A 19,611-nucleotide genomic window follows, 5' to 3' on the forward strand; every position below is an offset into this window, starting at 1 on the left:
AACTAAACTAAGCCAAGTACCACTGCAAACTATTGACGCCACCTATATAAGGATATTGAGATGCCATCAAATGCCCACCACAACACCCTCTATATTCTCACTGAGCACGATGATGTGTACCGAACCTTACTTCACGAACGTCAATTACCACAGTTAGAGATCGTGGATGAACCACACCAAGCTAACATTGTGTTGGCCTCCCCCCCAATGGCACGCGCGCAAATCGATGGGTTTGCACAGCTAGAGTGGCTGCAATCGGTCTATGCTGGGGTAGATGCTTTGTGTGCCAGACCATTGCCTGAAAAAGACTTTATTCTCACTAACGTCAAAGACATCTTTGGCCCGCAGATTGCTGAATACGTGATCGGCTACAGCATTGAACACTTCCGCCATTTCATGCTCTATCACGCCCAGCAGCAATCTAAACTGTGGCAACCACACCTTTATCAGGGGCTGGCCAATAAGCGCTTAGTGATCCTCGGTACAGGCTCTATTGCGACCTACCTCGCTCAAACAGCAAAAGCCTTTCAACTCCACACCATCGGCATCAACCGCAGTGGAATCCCACCGAAAGGCTCACCATTTGATGATGTATTTCATATCAATGAGCTGCATTCTGCCCTCAATCAAGCAGACATTGTGGTTAATACGCTGCCGAGCACCGCCGAAACCGTGGAAATTCTCAACCGAAATAGCTTAAGCCAATGCCAAAAAGCGTTGCTGTTTAATGTTGGGCGAGGCTCTGCCGTCAATGAGAAGGATCTACTTTGGGCACTCGACCAGAACTACCTTGCTCATGCCTATTTGGATGTATTCAAGCAAGAGCCTCTTACCGATGACGCACTATGGTCTCACCCGAAAGTCACTATAACACCGCATATTGCCGCCCTGAGCTTTCCACACCAAGTGGTTGAGATCTTCGCCAACAATTATCAACACTGGCTCGATGGTTTCTCGCTGCAATATGAAGTGGATATGGAGAAAGGCTACTAATGACATTGGCTTCGTTCAAGCCGTTACCAATCAAAAATTTAAAATAAAATAGGCTATCTGGGGAACTAACTAAGGACAAAAGCGACTAATATGGTGCCTACCTGTTCTTTTATCCCCAGTAACTCCATTACATTTACATGAAAAATTTCATAACCCTGAAAACCATGAAAGCGCATACCACTTTTCTTGACCTAAAATGACTGTTTTACGTGACCAAACGCCGTAAATGCCATGAAAGGAAACCGCTTTCAAGCACATAAACAATACAATACAATCACCTCAAGATACTGATAAATAACACTTTCCAAATCTCACAGCGCCATTACGTTATTTCATAACATGTGAAGCCCTGCCCAGTTGTGAGCAAACAACCTATTTTCAAACGTTTCATTCTTTACTATCTCCCTTAACGAGATGAAGTACCCCGTCTCGAATACAAAAATTAAACATCTACAGGGAAACAATAAGATGAAAAACTTTAAGGTTTTACCATTAACTATTGCAGTGGCTTCTTCGCTTGCCGCCATGTCTACTTTCGCAGCTACTGATGCAGACGTTGCCGCTCTGGAAGCGCGTATTGCTGAGTTGGAAGCTAAGGCGAGCACGTCAGTTAACGTTAACGTTCAAGAACAAAATGTTCTAACTCCAGAAGTTGAAGCTCCTCTGGGAATTATCTTCTCAGGTTATGCTCGTTACGGTGCGCATTATTCTGATGGTGATCGTCGCTATGTAGAAGTAGGTAGCTCTGGTCGTTCCCTTGGCCGTCTAGGTAACGAAGCCAACGGTGGTGAAGTCCAATTAGCTAAAATTTTCGATGCAGACAATGGTGCAAAATGGGACCTAGTCTTCATGGTTGATGAATGGCAAAACGACCAGTGGGGATCCGCTGGTGGCGTTAACCTGAAGAAAATGTATGCAGGTGTAACGAACTTTGTTGAAAGTCAGCCAGAACTATACATATGGGGTGGTCGAGATTTCCACCAGCGCCCACAACAAGGCCTTAACGACTACTTCTGGATGTCTCATGATGGTCAAGGTGCCGGTTTCAATAACCTCAACCTTGGTGGCGCTAAATTAGATATGGGCTTCGTTGGACAAGTAGATGCTGACGATGGTGCTCTTGGTAACGATAATGGCCGCTACGCTATCACATCAAAACTACACAGCATTAATGCAGGCATCGGAAATCTAGATATCTACGCAAACTACGGTTTTGCTTCTAAAGAAGCAGATGATGCTAACTCTAGCAGTAAAGTTAGCGATGAAAATGCATGGCAAATTGGTGCAACTCTTGGTTTAGGAAGCTCTAACAAACTAGTTGCTAAATACGCTGATGGTGCTGATGACTCAGTATTTCAACTACAGGGCGACAAACAAGTTGTTTATGTAAGTTTGGAAGGTGGCTATGCAGCAACCGACAATTTCATTATTGATTACTTAGTTTCTTACAAAGACATCTCTGGTGATGACGTTGAGTTCGATGTAAGCGAATACGCTGGTATCGTTCGTCCTCAGTACCAATGGAATGATATTCACTCAACTTGGTTAGAAGCTGGTTACGCGGTAGAAGATTACGATAACGGCTCTGAGAAGAATGGCTGGAAAGTAACACTGTCGCAAAACGTTTCTCTAGGTGGTCTACCATGGAGCCGTCCAATGGTTCGCTTCTACACTACAGTGGGCGATGTTGAACAGAAAGGCTCTGTATTCGCTGCAGATAACGGTACGTTCGATACTGTTACCGTCGGCGCAATGTTCGAAGCATGGTGGTAATCACCCTGACCTAATAACGGTCTAAATTTTAACTGTCCATATTGTCGCTCTGTCTGGCAGAGGCAGAGCGACTTCTTTCTTTTTCCAGTATTAACTCTGTTTAGGGCACTCACGTTTGTTTCGGTGCTCTTTTTTTTAGGCGCAACATGGAGAGTGTCGCATGGTTTCTTCCATCTCCTCGAGAGTTTACCTAGGCTTTGGTCTACTTATTATCATCATGCTAGGCTCAAGCTGGTATTCCATCTCAAGCAACACTCAAATGACCGAGCGTATGGAGTCGATCGCCAATCACTCGACGCCACTTATTGCCAATTCAGCGCAGTTAACTATCGATTTTCTTAACATTAACCGTAGCCTTTCTCCTTACCTAAATGCTCGCTACGTTGATGAACTTGAGCCACTTAAAACCAATATTGACACGAATATTGAGCGCTACCAAAATCAACTGAATGTATTTCAAGTACCGGCAAGCAGTGATGCTGAACTCGCACAGCACTTAACACTTATCGAACAAAACGGCCAGCAAGTACTCGCCATTCTAGGCTCATTACTGGGCACATACAGCCAATACCTTGATGTCACCGACTACAGCCTGTTTGAGCAGAGCTCATTCCAAGCAATGGCCTCACAACTGAGCACCAACTTTACCCGTGCTTTAAGCAGCAATGACCTCAATTCAGCGGCCGCTATTAATGCCGCAATGTCACAAATCAATCTTGCGGCAGACGAAGCGCGCGAAGCCTTCACTCTCTTTGATTCTGGAGAACTGCGTGGTATTCAACGTCGTTTAGAGGGACGCCAAGAGCGCATGAATGAAGCGCTGCAAGAGCTTGAGCGTATGGCGCCTCAAGTGCATAGCCAAAGCTCAGTCGCGATTGACCGCTTATTGGCGCAAATTTATGGGCAAGAAGGCGCACTACCACTGCACATTGAATCAGTCCGATTACGAGAGCAGCAGCAAGCGCAGCGTATCGAGCTTGAGTTGTTGATCGATCAACAACTCACAGCGATTGAGGGGCTCTCACTATATGCAAGCTCAGCCTCTAGCGACTTGTACCAAGCCTCACAGCAACAGTCTAAAGCAACGCTGACCACACTGATGGTGGTATCCATTTTATCTGTGATTGTTGCAGCACTGATTGGTACTCACATTGCGCGAACTATCCGCCGTGCAAGCCGACTCGTGAATGACGCGCTCGATAGCGTAGCCGACAAAGATCTCTCCAATCGCATCGATTATCCGCGCCAAGACGAGTTTGGTATGGTGGCGCAAAAGGTCAACTTGGTGACTGACCACCTTTCCCAAGTCATAGAGCAACTTGGCCACTCTTCTTCAATGCTCGACAAAGCCTCGCTAGAGAATCAAACCACCAGCGAAGCCCTCAACTCAGCTATTGAAGAGCAAGCTTCCCAAACCACACTGGTCGCGACAGCCATGGAGCAGATTGAATGCTCAGTCGCAGAAATCGCACAATCGGCCAACGATACTTTAAACACCGTCACTGATGCCGTACAGCAATCAGACTCAGGCCAGAGCATGATGCATGACAACGCCGAGCTACTGAAAAAGCTCGCAGATGATTTAGAGCAAGCGACTGGCACCATTCACCTGGTCGAAAAAGAGAGCAGCAGCATTGAGTCGATTCTTGATGTGATATCAGGTATCTCTGATCAAACTAACCTACTCGCTCTGAATGCTGCCATCGAAGCCGCTCGTGCTGGCGAACAAGGGCGCGGATTCTCTGTCGTTGCGGATGAAGTCCGAGTTTTAGCGGCGAAAACCACTGACTCAACTAAAGAAATCCAGCAAAAAATCGAGCAATTACAGTCCAGCGCTCATACGGCCGTCACACAGATTCACTATTGTGCCAACCAAATGACCCACTGTGTTGATCAAACCGATGGTATGGCAGGGGTGCTCAATCAGCTTCATGGGCTTCTAGGGCAAATTGAGGGACGCAGCCATCAAATCGCCTCAGCGACTTCAGAGCATCAATCTGTGGCCTCGCAAGTGACGGAGAACGTCAGTCAAATCCACCAGCTTGCAGACCAAAATGCGCAGCGCTCACAGACATTAGCGCAAAGCAGTAAACAACTTGAGTCAATGGCGGAAACACAGCTGGCGCTAACCGCTGAATTCAAACTCAATAATGAACAGCTGACTGTAAACGAAGCAAGTTAGAGGCGAAAAGAGTGACCGTGAAAGCCCTTTCATGAAACTGTTTCATGACTCATTAAGAAACTGGCTTTCAATTCAAGATTTAATAAATTGGCGAAAAATGGTCAATTTCGATGTGATTTCTCTCACGTCCACATAGGAAAAATTAGCAGATACTACCTCCTGAAAGCGGTTTCGTGGAATGAGGTTAGAAAGTGGCAACAATCAAGGACGTCTCAGAACAGGCAGGTGTTTCGCAAGCAACAGTCTCGCGAGTTATCAATGGCACTAGCCGTGTGAGCCACGACAAGAAACTAAAAGTTGAAAAGGCAATTAAGGATTTAGGTTACCGCCCTAACTCCATCGCCCAAGCACTGGCATCGAGCCGCAGTGGCAGCATTGGTGTCATCGTTCCCGAGCTTGGTGGCCCTTTCTACTCGAGCATCTTGCACTGTATCGAAGAAAAGCTGCGCCAATTTGGCTATCACGTCATCGTGACTGCTGGCGGAAACACTGAAAAAGAGCAAAGAGAATCGGTTGAATTTTTATTAAGTCGCCGCGTAGATGCACTCATCATGCACTGCCAACAACTGACCGACGACTACCTTATCAACCTCGAAGACCAAGGCATTATCTCGGTTCTGGTCAATCGCTTTGTTCCAGAGTTAAAAACCAGCTGCATCAATATCGACAACGAACACGGTGCAGAGCTAGTTACCGATTACTTAATCGAGATGGGCCACAAAAAAATTGCGTGTATCACTGGCCCTCTTGATAAATCCGACGCTCGAGGTCGCCTACAAGGCTACCGCAATGCATTAGAAAATGCCGGCATCGAATACGACGAATCATTAGTGATTGAGTCAGGATTTACAGAAGAAACAGGGATCAGCGCAACTCATAAGCTGTTGCGCCGAGGGTGCGAGTTCACCGCCCTGTTTGCGGGTAACGACCATATGGCAGCCGCCGCTGCTGAGGTGTTAACCGATGCGGGCTATCGAGTTCCGCAAGATATATCCCTGGTGGGATTTGACGATGTGTTGTTTGCGCGCTACCTAACGCCTTCCCTCACAACCGTCAATTTTCCAATTGAACAGATGAGTATCGAAGCAGTACAGCTCACTATTCAAAAGTTACATAAGAATAAGCAGGACGTGAATTTCCGCCTCTCACCAAAATTGGTGATTCGTGATTCCGTAAACCTCTTACCAACGACTCTATAATTATTAAGGATTGATCATGAAACTAAAGACTTTATCGCTGTCTGTCGCAATGGGCTTCGGGTTAGCAACAGCCGTTAACGCTGCTGATGCGCAAATTCGTTTTGATGGCTTCCCTGACTTCGATAGTAGCTTGAAGGTTCTACTACCTGAGTTTGAAAAGGAAACGGGCATCAAGGTTGATTACCTAATGAACAACCACGGTGACCACCACACAAAACTAACCACAAACCTTGCAACCGGCTCTGGTGCAGGTGACGTAATCGTAGTAGACGTTGAAAAGATCGGTCCTTTTGTTGCTTCAGGCGGCCTAGTTAACCTTTCTGAAAAATACGGCGCGGATAAATACGCAGAGAGCTTCGCTCCTTACGCGTGGGAGCAAGGTAAAGGCGGTGACGGCGACGTTTACGGCATGCCAGTCGACCTTGGCCCTGGTGTAATGTACTACCGTACTGACATTTTTGAAAAAGCAGGTATCAAACTAGAAGACGCAATCAAAGACTGGGATTCTTACATTGCGGCAGGTAAAACGCTTAAAGAGCAAAACGTTCAGCTAATCGCATCAGCCGCTGACGTAGCTCAAGCGATTATCTTCACAACGGTTCCTGAAGGTGAAGGCTTGTACTTCGACAAAGATGGCAACCCAGTGGTGACGTCTGAGCGTTTCGTTCACGCATTCACAGTAGCAAAAGAGATCCGCGACTCTGGTCTTGATGCGCGCATCACAGCATGGTCGAACGAGTGGTATGAAGGTTTCCGTAACGGTACATTCGCAACTCAGCTATCTGGCGCTTGGCTACTGGGTCACCTAAACAACTGGATTGCTCCTGATACAGCGGGCAGCTGGGGTGTATCTCACCTTCCTGATGGCATCTACGGCAGCTGGGGTGGTTCTTTCCTATCAATCCCAACTCAATCAGCTAACCCAGATGAAGCTTGGAAACTTATCGAGTACATGACAACAAAACGTGATGTACAGCTGAAGCACTTCGAGACTATCGCAGCCTTCCCTGCAAACGTTACGACTTATGATGACCCTATGTTCGAAGAAGGTATCGAATTCCTAGGTGGCCAACAAGCTCGTCTTCTATTTGCCGATGTAGCGAAAAACATCAAGCCGGTTGCACCTGCAAAAGGCGACCACGTAGCTCGCTCAATCATTCTTGAGAATGCGCTAATGGAAGTGCTTGATGAAGGTAAAGACATCAAGGCAGCACTTGCTGATGCAGAGCGTCTAATCAAACGCCGTACACGTAATCTATAAGCTGTTTAAATTTTGAGGCGCAGACTTCTGCGCCTCGTCTTTGGGTAAGAGGTCGAAACAATGAATCAAGCTGCAAGCAAGGTTTTAGACTCTGATGGGCGCACAAGCCTTTTTTCTTGGCTAAATTTGAAAGCGCTTACACCATACGGGTTCCTATTGCCGTTTTTGGTCATTTTTTCAGTATTTGGAATCTTTCCACTGCTGTTTTCTGTTTTTCTTTCATTTCACGAGTGGAACCCTGTCGAGGGTTTAGGTGCGATGGAGTATGTTGGGTTTGAGAACTACCATCTCGCTTTAACAGACCCGTGGCTATGGCGCTCGCTGAAAAACACATTTTGGTTAGCAATCACTTCTGGTGTTGCACAACACTTGGTGGCTCTACCAGTCGCTTACATCCTCGTTTCGCTGGGTGACCGTCTACGTCACTGGCTAACATCGGCATACTTTCTACCGTTCATTACTTCAACGGTAGCGGCGTCACTTATCTTCTTCAACATGTACTCACCTAACTCAGGCATCATCAACCAATCTTTGATGGCGCTGGCTGACAGCTCACTCTTTGGCTGGGCATTTAGCTGGGTAAATGATTACCAACCGATTCGTTGGCTAGAAGATTCCACCATGATCAAACCTTCTATCGCTTTCATGGTGTTCTGGAAATACACCGGTTTTAACATCGTTCTTTACACCACAGGTCTAATGACGATTCCTAAAGAGATCCTAGAAGCTGCTCGCATGGATGGCGCTAACGCTGTTCGCCGCTTCTTCAGCATCTCTCTACCAATGATTCGCCCATTCGTCTTCTTTGCAATCACAATGACCATCATTGGTAACCTTCAGTTATTCGAAGAACCGTTCGTACTGACTCGCGGTACTGGTGGTACGGGTCAAGCAGGTCTAACTATCTCTATGTACCTCTACAAAGTGGGTTGGGAATGGCTAGAAATGGGTACAGCATCAGCAATCTCTTGGCTGCTATTTGCTCTGATTGCGACATGTACTTCAATCCAATTCTTCTTCTTTGGTAAGAAAGGTCTAGGGGAGCAATAAGATGTCAATTCAAGCACTAAAACCAAGCGATCGTACGATTGAGATCGCGACTAAGATTCTCCTCATTGCACTGGCAGCAGTTCTGATTGTTTCTGCGATCATTACGGTATTCCCGTTCTTCTGGTCTGCGCTACTTTCAACACGTGACCGCAGTGAGATCTTCGGCACTGGCATTAGTTTGGCGATGGGTGACAGCCTGTCATATAACTACCAGCGCCTACTTGAAATCATGCCATTCTGGCAAGCCATGTTTAACTCAATCTATGTGGCTTTCCTTGGCACTACCGTTTCACTACTGTTCTGTAGTATGGGTGGCTATGCGTTCGCTGTGTACAAGTTTAAGGGCAAGAGCATCCTGTTCGGCATGCTAGTGGGTTCAATGATGATCCCGCCAGTACTGAGCTTGATTCCTTACTTCATGATCGTGAAATTCTTGGGGCTAATGGATAACCATCTTGCCGTGTGGCTACCATTCACCACAACGCCATTTGGTATTTTCTTGATGCGTCAGCACGTGGTTGCTTCTATTCCTAAAGAACTTTTAGAAGCGGCAAAACTCGATGGCGCGGGTGAGTTCCGTACGTACTGGAGCGTAGTGCTACCACTGATGAAACCAGCACTAGCAACACTCGCTATCGTACAGTTCGTCTTCTTCTGGAACATGTTCATGCAGCCACTGGTTGTACTGACAACGCCTGAAAACTACGTTATCACTCAGGCACTACGAAGTGTGCAAGGTATCCCTAACACGCCTTGGGGCGCAGTAATGCTAGGTACAACCATCTCGATTCTGCCTCTGGTGACAGCTTATCTATTTGCTTCTCGTCAGATGATTAGCGGTCTTACTTCTGGTGCGGTTAAGGGTTAATGACGGTCATGAACAAATATCAACTACCACAAGACTCTAAACTGCGTTCACCTGAATTCGTGTTCGGTGTTGCGACCTCTTCCTATCAAATCGAGGGGGGAGTGATGGAGGGAGGTCGCACTCCATCAATCTGGGATACATTCTGTAAGAAACCTGGTGCGGTCGATAATGGTGACAATGGTGATGTCGCTTGCGATCACTACCACCTATGGAAGCAAGACATTGAGATGATTCAAGGGCTCGGTGTCGATGCTTACCGCTTATCAATCGCATGGCCACGTATCTTGCCACGCGATGGTGAAGTTAACCCTGAAGGCTTGGCCTTTTATGAGCAGATCATCGATGAATGTCATGCTCGTGGCCTAAAAGTTTTCGTGACGCTTTACCACTGGGATCTTCCTCAATACTTAGAAGACAAAGGCGGCTGGCTAAACCGCGAGACTGCTTACAAATTTGCAGAATATGCAGAGGTTGTGAGCCGTCACTTTGGCGACAAGATTGATGTTTACACCACATTAAACGAACCATTTGTGTCCGCTTTCCTCGGCTACCGCTGGGGTGAGCATGCGCCAGGCATTAAGGGTGAAAGAGAAGGCTTTTTGGCCTCTCATCACTTGATGCTTGGGCACGGCCTTGCGATGCCAGTGCTACGTAAAAACGCACCAAAGTCTAAGCATGGTGTGGTTTTCAATGCCTCTCCAGGCTACGCACTGACACCAGCAGACCAAGCGGCTGCTGACTATGCCGACGCAGAAAACTATCAGTGGTTTATCGACCCGGTTTTGAAAGGTGAATACCCAGCACTGGTGCTCGATAAGCGTGCCGATGTATTGCCGATGATTCTTGAGGGTGACCTCGACATTATCAGCGCACCTGTTGATTACATCGGGATCAACTACTACTCGCGTAACTTAGTTCATTTCAATGAACAGGGAGATGTGCAGAAGGTGATTCCTGAAGGTGCTGAGTGTACCTACATCGGCTGGGAAATTTATCCGCAAGGTCTACGTGACCTGATGGTTCGACTCAATGAGCGTTACGACAACCTGCCACCAATCTACATCACTGAAAATGGCGCAGCGGGTAACGACGAACTCACACAAAACAAAGTTAATGATGAACAGCGTGTTCGTTACTTCCAGAGCCACCTAGAAGCCCTAGACGAAGCAGTAAAAGCTGGCGTTCGCATCGATGGCTACTTCGCATGGAGCTTAATGGATAACTTCGAATGGGCCTTTGGTTACTGCCAACGCTTTGGCATTGTCCACGTCAATTACAACACGCAACAAAGAACACTTAAACAGAGCGCTATCGCTTACCGCAATATGCTTTTAGAGCGCGCTGAGGAGCACAATAATGGCTAAAGTAGAATTCCGTAATATCAAAAAATCATTCGGCGAAGTTGAAGTAGTAAAAGAGTTCGACTTCACAGTACAAGATGGCGAGTTTGTTGTTTTCCTTGGCCCATCAGGCTGTGGTAAGTCAACAACCCTTCGTATGCTAGCTGGCCTAGAAAGCATCACCGCAGGCGAAATCTACGTGGGTGAGAAACTCATGAACAAGGTTGACGCCAAAGACCGCGACCTTGCAATGGTATTCCAAAGCTACGCGCTATACCCACACATGACGGTATACGAGAACATCGCGTTTGCTCTAAAACTCAAAGGGATGCCAAAAGCTGAAATTGATGAAGAGGTGCGCAAAGCTGCGAAAATGCTTGAGCTTGATGCCCTACTCAACCGTAAACCAAAAGAGCTTTCTGGTGGTCAGCGTCAACGTGTGGCAATGGGCCGTGCGATGGTTCGCACACCAAAAGTGTTCCTATTCGATGAGCCGCTATCTAACCTCGATGCAAAACTACGTGGTGTGATGCGTGAAGAGATCAAACAGCTTCACCGTGAGCTTAAAACTACCACCATCTATGTAACACACGACCAAATCGAAGCAATGACACTGGCTGATCGCATTGTGATTCTAAAAGATGGTTATGTCGCACAGGTGGGCACACCAACAGAAGTATTCCAGCGCCCAGCAAACAAGTTTGTGGCGCAGTTCATCGGTAACCCATCAATGAACATGCTTGACGCTCACCTCACTCAAAAAGAAGGCGAATGGGTCGTTGAGCTTGGTGACATCAATATTCCACTACCAGAGCGATTCAAAGCACTCGCATCGAAAAACGTTGCGCTACATTTTGGTGTGCGTCCGACCGATATTCACCTACGTGCTGAACACGTTGACCATGACCGTGTGCTGCCACTTCCAGTCAAGATCAAAGACAAAGAGCTACTAGGTGCGAGCATCCTGCTAAAAACTGAAATTGCAGGACAGCAACTGATGATTGAAACCCAGGCAGCGGAAGTGGACACCAATGAAGTGACGCTTTACCTCGACTTAGATGCGATTCACTTGTTCGACTCGCTAAGCGAAAAGTCTCTGGCAACGTTCTAAACACCACCAACGATTTAAACTATTTATTAGGCTCCTCTTCGCGGAGGGGCCGGGGATTGTGACGATGAAATTCGGATATTTTGACGATAGCAACAAAGAATATGTAGCGACTACGCCATGTACACCCATCAAATGGTGTAACTATGTTGGCACACTAAACTTTGGTGGCTTAGTGGATAGCAACGGTGGTGTTTTGCTGTGTAAAGGCGACCCTGCACTCAACCGCATCACTAAGTACATTGCGCAGCTACCAAACTCTGACTTTAAAGGCTCAACGGTCTACCTAAAAGTAAAAGACAGCTCTGGCAAAGAAGAGGTCTTCTCGCCATTCTTTACTCCTACTTTGAAGCCACTAGACAAGTTTGAAAACCACACGGGTCTTTCATACACCACCATCGTTTCAGAAGCGTTCGGTGTACGTTGTGAAGTGACTTTCTTTGTCCCAAGTGATGATGAAGTTCTGATTGAAGACATTAAAGTTACCAACATCTCTGACGGCGAACTGCATGTCGATGTGGTGCCTGTGTTTGAATTCACCCACTTTGATGCCCTTAAGCAACTGCTAAATGCTGACTGGGTTCCTCAAACCATGACACTTAAAGCCCACCAGCACGGCGAACACACTGTACTTGAGCAGTACGCCTTCATGAAACGTGATTACGCGGTAAACCTAGTGACAGCCGATCGCCCTGCGACCTCATTTGAAGGCGACCGTGCGAAATTCCTTGGTGAGTTTGGCTACGGCAGTTGGGCAGCGCCACAAGCACTGAACAATGAAGAGCTAGGCAACAGCGAATGTCTGCGCGGCGACAACATTGGCGCGCTAAACTTACGTCTAGGCTGGCTGTCTCCTCAACAAACTGAGCGCACGGTTGTTCAACTGACACAGCAAGACAGCGTTGAAGCAGCAAAACCTTTACTTGAAAAATACCGCAACCATGATGCCGTTGACCAAGCGTTCGCCAACCTGAACACGTTCTGGGACAACTACCTAGCAACGGTACAAGTGGAAACGCCAGATCCAGCAATGAACTCGATGCTCAACGTGCACAACCCACGTCAGTGTCATACAACTAAAAACTGGTCTCGTTACCTATCGCTGTACCAGTTAGGCTTTGGTGCGCGTGGTATCGGCTTCCGTGATTCATCACAAGACACACTTGGCGTGATCACTCACATGCCAGAAGAAGCACGTGAATTCATTGAGCGCCTGCTATCGGTGCAAAACACCAATGGTTCAGCAATGCACCAGTTCTTCCCATCGACAATGGAAGCTAACGCGGGTGACTCACGTGAAGAAGAAGACCGCCCTGACTACTATGGCGATGACCACCTCTGGATCATCTATGCCGTCACTCAATATGTGAAAGAGACAGGCAACGCAGACTTCCTAAACAAAGTGATTCCTTACTACCAAAAAGACAAGCAAGGCAATCCAGTTGAAGAAGGAACGGTATGGGATCACCTATGTCGTTCAATCGAATTCACACAAAACAACAAAGGTGCACACGGCCTACCTCTACTTGGTTTTGCTGACTGGAATGACACGGTAAACCTCCCAACAGGCGCAGAGTCAATGATGGTAGCTAGCATGTTCGGTAAAGCGCTTAATGACATGCTTGACCTATGCAAACTGCGTGAAGATGAAGCACTCGCAGAGCAGTTCCGTGGCTACTACGCACAGATGCAGCAAACGATGAATGAGTGCGGCTGGGACGGCGAATGGTATGTACGCTACTTCGATGAGCAAGGTGCTCCGATTGGCTCACACAAAAACGTACAAGGTCAGATCTACACTAACGGCCAAAGCTGGCCAGTGATCTCTGGCTTCGCCACACCTGAGCGTGCAACTCAAGCGCTAGATTCTGTTTACAACAAGCTAAATACTGCTAATGGCATCAAGCTATCCACACCAGGATACAACGGCTTCGATCCACAGCTTGGCGGCGTATCAACTTACCCACCAGGTGCGAAAGAGAATGGCGGTATCTTCTTGCACTCAAACCCATGGGTGATGATTGCTGAAGCGATCATGGGTAATGGCGACCGTGCTTACGAGTACTACCGCCAGATTAACCCTGCCTCAAAGAACGATAGTATCGATAACTTTGAATCAGAGCCGTACTGCTACCCACAAAATATCTTAGGTGACGAGCACGAGCAATTTGGCCTTGGTCGTAACGCTTGGTTATCAGGTACATCATCTTGGACTTACGTCGCGGGGACTCAATGGATCCTTGGTGTACGTCCTGATGTTGACGGTCTCATTGTTGACCCATGTATCCCTGCTGACTGGCCGGAGTTCAAAGTACGCCGTCAGTTCCGCGGCGCGGTCTACCACATCCATGTGCGTAACCCAAACAAGGTGAGCAAAGGCGTGGTTGAGATGCGTGTCAACGGCGATACCATCGAAGGCAATAAAGCACCTGTGTTTAACAGTGGTGAGCACCACATTGAAGTCACACTAGGTTAATGCATACGCCCTCCCCTAACGGGAGGGCTTTTCACCCTAACCTGTATAAATCGCTTGGCACTGCCATTGGAAAGAAGACGTTTGACCGGGTTCAAGTTCCAGTAACCCAAAACCATTGTTAAACGCATTCGCAGGACAAGTCATCGGCTCTATTGCCACGCTCGATTCAGAGTTAGGAGTATAGAGCTGAACAAATGGATAACCTGATTGCTGAGCGTAGTTAAGCTGCGCTTTGCCATCAAGACGCTTAAGAGTCAGTCGCCCTTGTGATGGGGCTTCAAACTCAAAGCAATGATTAAGCTCTACCCCATCAAGTGTTTTGGGCTGAGTAAACGTAGAGAACGCACGCTTCTCACCGCTAGGCAAGTCATCAACATGCAGCCACTCTTGGCAAGGTGACATCTCTAAGGTGAACGAGTCGCGAGGCACTCCCAAGTTAAAGTAGGGATGCCATGCATCGCCATATGGCATTGCGCGCTCTCCAGTATTAACGACATGCGTCTCACACTGCAATAGACCCGTAGTGTCGAGCGTAAAGGTCACACTCAAGCGAAATGGAAATGGATACCCCTCTGATTTCAATTGGCTTGAATCAAATTGCAGAGTAACGCGCGCTTGGTTTTCATCAGCGTGGGTCTCTTGAATAGAAAACGCTTGGTTGTAGAGCAAACCATGCACGGCATGCTCAGACCAAGGAAAGTTCGCTGGTAACTGATAGGAGTCACCAGAGAACATGTAACGACCATGAGCAAGGCGGTTTGGAAAAGGAAAAAGTTTAGCGCTGCGAGAGAAGAACGGGTGATTTTCAATAAGATCCTTGTGATCAGAATACCCGGCAACAAATGAGAATGGACTGTTGTTAACAACAAAGCGATTAATGACAGCACCAAAGCTTGCAATAACTTCCAGTTTAATTCCTAACTGGGGGTTCGTTATATTTATAACTTCTAAACCACTTGGGTTATCTATATTAATTTTGAACATGTTGTTACTCCTTTTTCTAAGATAGTAACAACAAAAAAAAGAATTTAGCAATCTGGATAGTGATATGAAAAATACAATTCCCTACACAAGCTATTTAGGTGATGCAAAGCGACTCACCTCAAAAGGAGATGCGGTTGAGTTCATCCAACCTTGGTACACGCCAATCTCAACCACCCCTGAAAATACAGGCATGGCGATTGGTGGTATCGGCAGTACGTTCACTCTGACGCCAAATGGCGATACGCCAAACTTTAGTTTTATCCCTGGCATTTTCATTGATGCCTCAGAGCAAGATATTCACTTTAATGATTTCTATGCCTCCGTTGCTAGCCCTGTCAGCATCGACAAAATACAAATTAAATCTAATGCTGAAACCAGAAGTTACTTAAATTACTACCCTGCTCTATTCTCTGGAATAGAAATACACAAAGATGAATCAGTAAATTTACTTGATGAATTAAAATCCAGCCTACTTAAAGGTGTTTTTTATCAAGAAAACCTAGAAAGGTTCCAGCGCTGGAATATTGAATTTTCAACTCGCACACAGCAAGCGATCCAACGCAACTCGGTCGCATTGGATACCCAAGTACTTGTGGCGATGGATTTCTTCAATGGCTTAATCATCAACAGCACGGCCCAAGCGAAACAATTGACGGCGAATGGTCGCAGCCCTATCGAGTCAGTGCGTGCAGAAGAGATTGATTACAAAGCACTCTACCCACTTGCAGAGTTTGATTACCGCAGTTTTGAAACAGTCTCTATCAAGCGTAAAGTCGTGTCGCCAGCGGTGAAAGACGATGCGGAGCTGTGTAGCCTACCAAGTCACTGGAACCATTTTGAAGTGACTAACAATACCGACCAGCCACAAAGCATCACATTGGTGCAGCCACTTCTCAACTTAATTGGCTCTACGTACCGCAAGGGTCGTGATGGTATTCAAGACTCATTCTGTACACTGACACAGAACCCGATTAAGCAAAAGCATCAAGCTATCTCGCTTGAAAATGAAGAGCGTGCCTATTCTGGCGTACTAATGGCGACAGACTCTCGCTATGGGGCAGACATTGAAGGTGAAGTGAACTTTGGTGTTGTTACTCAACGTGATTTGATCGACCAGGGCAAGGTGTGTATTACCGTCAAACCTGCGATGTACTCTGCTCACATTCAACGTGAAGTGAACAACGCACTTAATACCGGTCGCACCAATCAACACTTTGATAAAGGTATCTACTCTGGTCGTGAAGCTCTCGCTGGTCTTACGGTGATCAACATCGAGCTGGATGCAAACGAGAGCATTGATCTTCGCTTTGTTCAAACGATGGATCACGCAAAAATCTCGCTTGGCGACTGGGAAAGCGAGAAAGCCTACTGCCAATACCTAACTGGATCGCGGAGATCAACGGAGATCACTAAGCGTCTTATGGGCGAGTTCGAGTCTATTGAAGCGCGCATCGTTAAACAGCAAGCGGATTTCCTAACCAACGCCCACCAGCAGTTTAATGACGCCGATAAAGCGCTTCGCTTTGCGACGATGGCAATGAACACCCTCTCATTCCTTGCTGAATCAACGGTTTGGGATAAAGAGAATAAGTTCCTGGTTAAAGAGTGTGTTGATTACCCCTTCTTTAACTCGCTCGATGTCTATTTCTACGGTTCCTTTGCACTACTCTACTTACTGCCTGAGCTTGATGGCTTTGTCATGGAAGAGTTTGCGCGCGCTATCTTGGCAGAAGATCCAACCCTTCGTCGCTACTGGGAATATGAAGACAAGCCGTTTGCAGAGCTGGTTGATAACAAATATGAAGGCACTCGCGCAGTTCGCGGCGCTGTGATTCATGACTTAGGTAGCCCATTCGATATCCAGCCTGATGCGTACAGCTGGCACAACGTTAAAGAGTGGAAAGATCTTGCCCCGAAATTCATCTTGATGGTGTATCGCCACTTCAAGAAAACCGGTAATCGTGCGGTGGTCGAAGCGTGTTGGACAGCCGTCAAAGAGAGTGTGGTTTACCTAGACAATCTTGTAGCACCGGGCGATACACTGCCTCTGACTCGCGGCACTGACGACACATTCGATAACCTGTCATCACATGGTATCTCTATCTATTGCGCGAGCTTATGGTCTGCAGGTTTACGCGCAGGCTCTGCGTTGGCCGAGCTAATGAATGAACCAGAGCTGAGCATCGAATACGCTGAGAAAGCACAAGCTGCGCTGGAAGAGTTAGAAGAGAGCCTGTGGGATGAGCAACAAGGTTACTACCACTTCTTCGTAACTCCAGTACAAGCTAAGCATCTCACTGGTGAAGGGCTCAATGAACTAAGAAACCTCGGCATAGCAGTTAGCGGTGATAGCATTGTTGATAAGAACCTGATCAACCAATACCTAAACCAACGCGACAACCTTGTTGTGAGTAAATTGGAAGAGCGTCGCAGTAAAAAGCGCACTCTCAAAGAAGTGGCTCCTGCCGCATTTACGGCGGAATTTGACGCTATTATTGAGCTGGATTCAGACAACAGCTTTGGTGATGCGCTTCTGGCCGACAGCTACCTTCAACTTATTGGTGAAAATGGTCTCTTCCTACAAGAGCGTGTGGCTCGTGCACTCGACTTTGTTTGCAAAACCAACTTCAAAGCAAACAGCCCGAAAGTCGGTGTAGCTAACATGACTTTAGCTGATGGCATGCCTCATCATGCGTTCCAAGCACAAGATGTGTGGATTGGTGTACAGTTCAGTGTTGCTACGGCACTCCAGCTTGCTGACAAACGAGATGACGCCGAGCAGCTCATGGATACTACCTATCGCGCACTTTACCAGTACGCTCGCATTCCATTTGCAGCCCCTGAAGGGTTCAATGCTTCCGTCGAGGTTCAACCTGCTTTGCTCATGTCTGAGCTTGGCTTAACACTTGAACAGGCACAACTTTGGATTGAAGCTTTGAAAGAAGAAGGCTGCCTATTAGCCGATGGGCGAGTTAGCCCAAATATGTGCCAAGATCTTGAAGACTTCCAAGTTCAGATGGGGCCAACGGTAGAGAAAGCGCTGACAGAGCAACTATTCTCATTGCTAAAAGCAACGGGACTGAAGTACACCGCGGGCCGTTACTTCCGACCAGGGATGATTTTCGCCTATGGTTATTAATCATTCAGTAACGGAATGCATATAAGCGTGCCTATTTAAACTCTGAGATCTCATTTTGAATCCCCCAAGCTTGCCTTGGGGGTGAGGAGTCCTCCACCCTTTATGTGAAGCCTCCCCAAATATAATAAATGGCTTCTACTCAGGAGTGCAGATAATGAAAAAGAAAAAAGCTCCGACGGTCTATGATGTTGCAAAGCTTGCTGGCGTCTCCCCTAGCACCGTCTCACGCTTCTTAAATCGGACGACTTACGTCTCTGATGAAAAAAGTGAAAAACTCGAACAAGCAATCAAAGAATTGGGTTACAAGCCGAATCAACATTCGACGACACACTCAAATCGCCGTTCAATGACAATTGGTGTGTTAATTCAACACCCTGATAGTCCTTTCACCAGTCGTATTCTTAACGATATGGAGAAAACCCTGATTGCTAAAGGTTATTCGCTAGTCATTGCTACCGGGCATTGGCAAAAAAACCTTGAACACCACGCGTTAGATTACCTCGCCAAAAGCAACGTCGATGGCGTGATTATTGTAACCGGTGATATCAAAGAAGATGCCATCGTTAAGTTCGCCAACAACATACCAGTCGTGGCTGTCGGTTATCAGATTGAAGCCGAAAACGTGCGTAGCATTAATATCGACAATACCCTTGGTGGCTATATTGCAACCTTGCATTTATTACAGCAAGGCCATGTCAATATTGCCCACATTAAAGGTCATTGCTCGCAACCCGATTCTGGCTGCCGCTTTGAAGGCTATAAAAAAGCGCTTGAAGAATCAGGAATCAAAGTCATGACAAAACTGGTCAAACAGGGTGACTTTAGTTGTGAGCTTGGCTACGAAAAAACCGTTGAGCTGATTGAGTCTAAGGTTCACTTCTCTGCGATTTTCGCTGCCAACGATCAAACGGGTTATGGCGCCATCAAAGCCCTGCACGACCATGGCTATCGTGTACCGGAAGATGTCTCGGTAGTGGGTTTTGATGACTTACCGACATCACAATACTTCACACCGGCTCTCACTACGTTACGCCAACCTGTAGAAGAGGTCGGTGTGGTGTGTGCTCACTCTATTCTCAACTTACTCAATGGTGAGAACCACGAGGCTCGCCTTCCCCCTATCGAGCTTATTGTTCGCCAGAGTACCAAGTCGCTCTATCGGAGTAGCCCCCGGCACAACACGTTAGAGCAACTCATCATGTCTTAAGTTTGATGAGTCACAAAATCAAAAAAGGGGT

13 protein-coding genes are annotated in these 19,611 nt (G+C 47.0%); 12 read left to right on the forward strand and 1 reads right to left on the reverse strand.

Annotation, left to right across the window (positions count from 1 at the left end; genetic code table 11):
* Nucleotides 1–60 precede the first annotated feature (60 nt).
* From QWZ05_RS11775 to QWZ05_RS11820, 10 genes are all read left to right on the forward strand, one after another.
* Nucleotides 61–993, forward strand: coding sequence for a D-2-hydroxyacid dehydrogenase (locus QWZ05_RS11775; protein ID WP_290298542.1), 933 nt, complete (start codon nt 61–63; stop codon nt 991–993).
* Nucleotides 994–1,461: 468 nt separating this feature from the next.
* On the forward strand, nt 1,462–2,766 hold the full coding sequence (locus QWZ05_RS11780; RefSeq protein ID WP_264874278.1) for a carbohydrate porin: 1,305 nt from the start codon (nt 1,462–1,464) through the stop codon (nt 2,764–2,766).
* A gap of 160 nt (nt 2,767–2,926) precedes the next feature.
* Nucleotides 2,927–4,948 (forward strand): methyl-accepting chemotaxis protein, encoded by a 2,022-nt coding sequence (locus tag QWZ05_RS11785; protein WP_290298546.1) that lies wholly within the window; start codon nt 2,927–2,929, stop codon nt 4,946–4,948.
* 191 nt (nt 4,949–5,139) lie between these two features.
* Complete coding sequence (locus QWZ05_RS11790; RefSeq protein ID WP_289962273.1) at nt 5,140–6,147, forward strand: LacI family DNA-binding transcriptional regulator; 1,008 nt, start codon at nt 5,140–5,142, stop codon at nt 6,145–6,147.
* 16 nt (nt 6,148–6,163) lie between these two features.
* Nucleotides 6,164–7,408, forward strand: coding sequence for an extracellular solute-binding protein (locus QWZ05_RS11795; protein WP_290298549.1), 1,245 nt, complete (start codon nt 6,164–6,166; stop codon nt 7,406–7,408).
* Nucleotides 7,409–7,468: 60 nt separating this feature from the next.
* Entirely contained in the window at nt 7,469–8,458 is a 990-nt protein-coding gene (locus tag QWZ05_RS11800; protein ID WP_264874282.1) for a carbohydrate ABC transporter permease, read from the forward strand.
* Nucleotide 8,459: 1 nt separating this feature from the next.
* Nucleotides 8,460–9,326: a carbohydrate ABC transporter permease gene (locus QWZ05_RS11805; protein WP_264874283.1), complete on the forward strand. Its 867-nt coding sequence runs from the start codon at nt 8,460–8,462 to the stop codon at nt 9,324–9,326.
* Between the two features lie 8 nt (nt 9,327–9,334).
* Nucleotides 9,335–10,690, forward strand: coding sequence for a GH1 family beta-glucosidase (locus QWZ05_RS11810; protein ID WP_290298552.1), 1,356 nt, complete (start codon nt 9,335–9,337; stop codon nt 10,688–10,690).
* The gene (locus QWZ05_RS11815; RefSeq protein WP_264874285.1) at nt 10,683–11,777 is read left to right on the forward strand and encodes an ABC transporter ATP-binding protein; all 1,095 of its coding nucleotides are present in this window, start codon (nt 10,683–10,685) and stop codon (nt 11,775–11,777) included. Before QWZ05_RS11810 ends, QWZ05_RS11815 begins: the two co-directional genes overlap by 8 nt.
* A 64-nt stretch (nt 11,778–11,841) precedes the next feature.
* Nucleotides 11,842–14,250, forward strand: a complete 2,409-nt coding sequence (locus QWZ05_RS11820) for a glycoside hydrolase family 94 protein (protein ID WP_290298554.1) — start codon at nt 11,842–11,844, stop codon at nt 14,248–14,250.
* 36 nt (nt 14,251–14,286) lie between these two features.
* Here the strand turns inward: QWZ05_RS11820 and QWZ05_RS11825 are convergent, their stop codons facing one another.
* The gene (locus QWZ05_RS11825) at nt 14,287–15,234 is read right to left on the reverse strand and encodes an aldose 1-epimerase (RefSeq protein WP_264874287.1); all 948 of its coding nucleotides are present in this window, start codon (nt 15,232–15,234) and stop codon (nt 14,287–14,289) included.
* Nucleotides 15,235–15,298: 64 nt separating this feature from the next.
* On the opposite strand from QWZ05_RS11825, the gene QWZ05_RS11830 reads away from it, so the two are divergent.
* Together QWZ05_RS11830 and QWZ05_RS11835 are read left to right on the forward strand one after the other, a co-directional pair.
* Entirely contained in the window at nt 15,299–18,373 is a 3,075-nt protein-coding gene (locus QWZ05_RS11830; protein WP_290298556.1) for a GH116 family glycosyl hydrolase, read from the forward strand.
* A 154-nt stretch (nt 18,374–18,527) separates the two neighbouring features.
* On the forward strand, nt 18,528–19,580 hold the full coding sequence (locus QWZ05_RS11835; RefSeq protein WP_290298557.1) for a LacI family DNA-binding transcriptional regulator: 1,053 nt from the start codon (nt 18,528–18,530) through the stop codon (nt 19,578–19,580).
* The last annotated feature ends 31 nt before the right edge of the window (nt 19,581–19,611 follow it).

The organism is Vibrio agarivorans (genome assembly GCF_030409635.1).
In the GTDB taxonomy this organism is placed as follows: domain Bacteria; phylum Pseudomonadota; class Gammaproteobacteria; order Enterobacterales; family Vibrionaceae; genus Vibrio; species Vibrio agarivorans.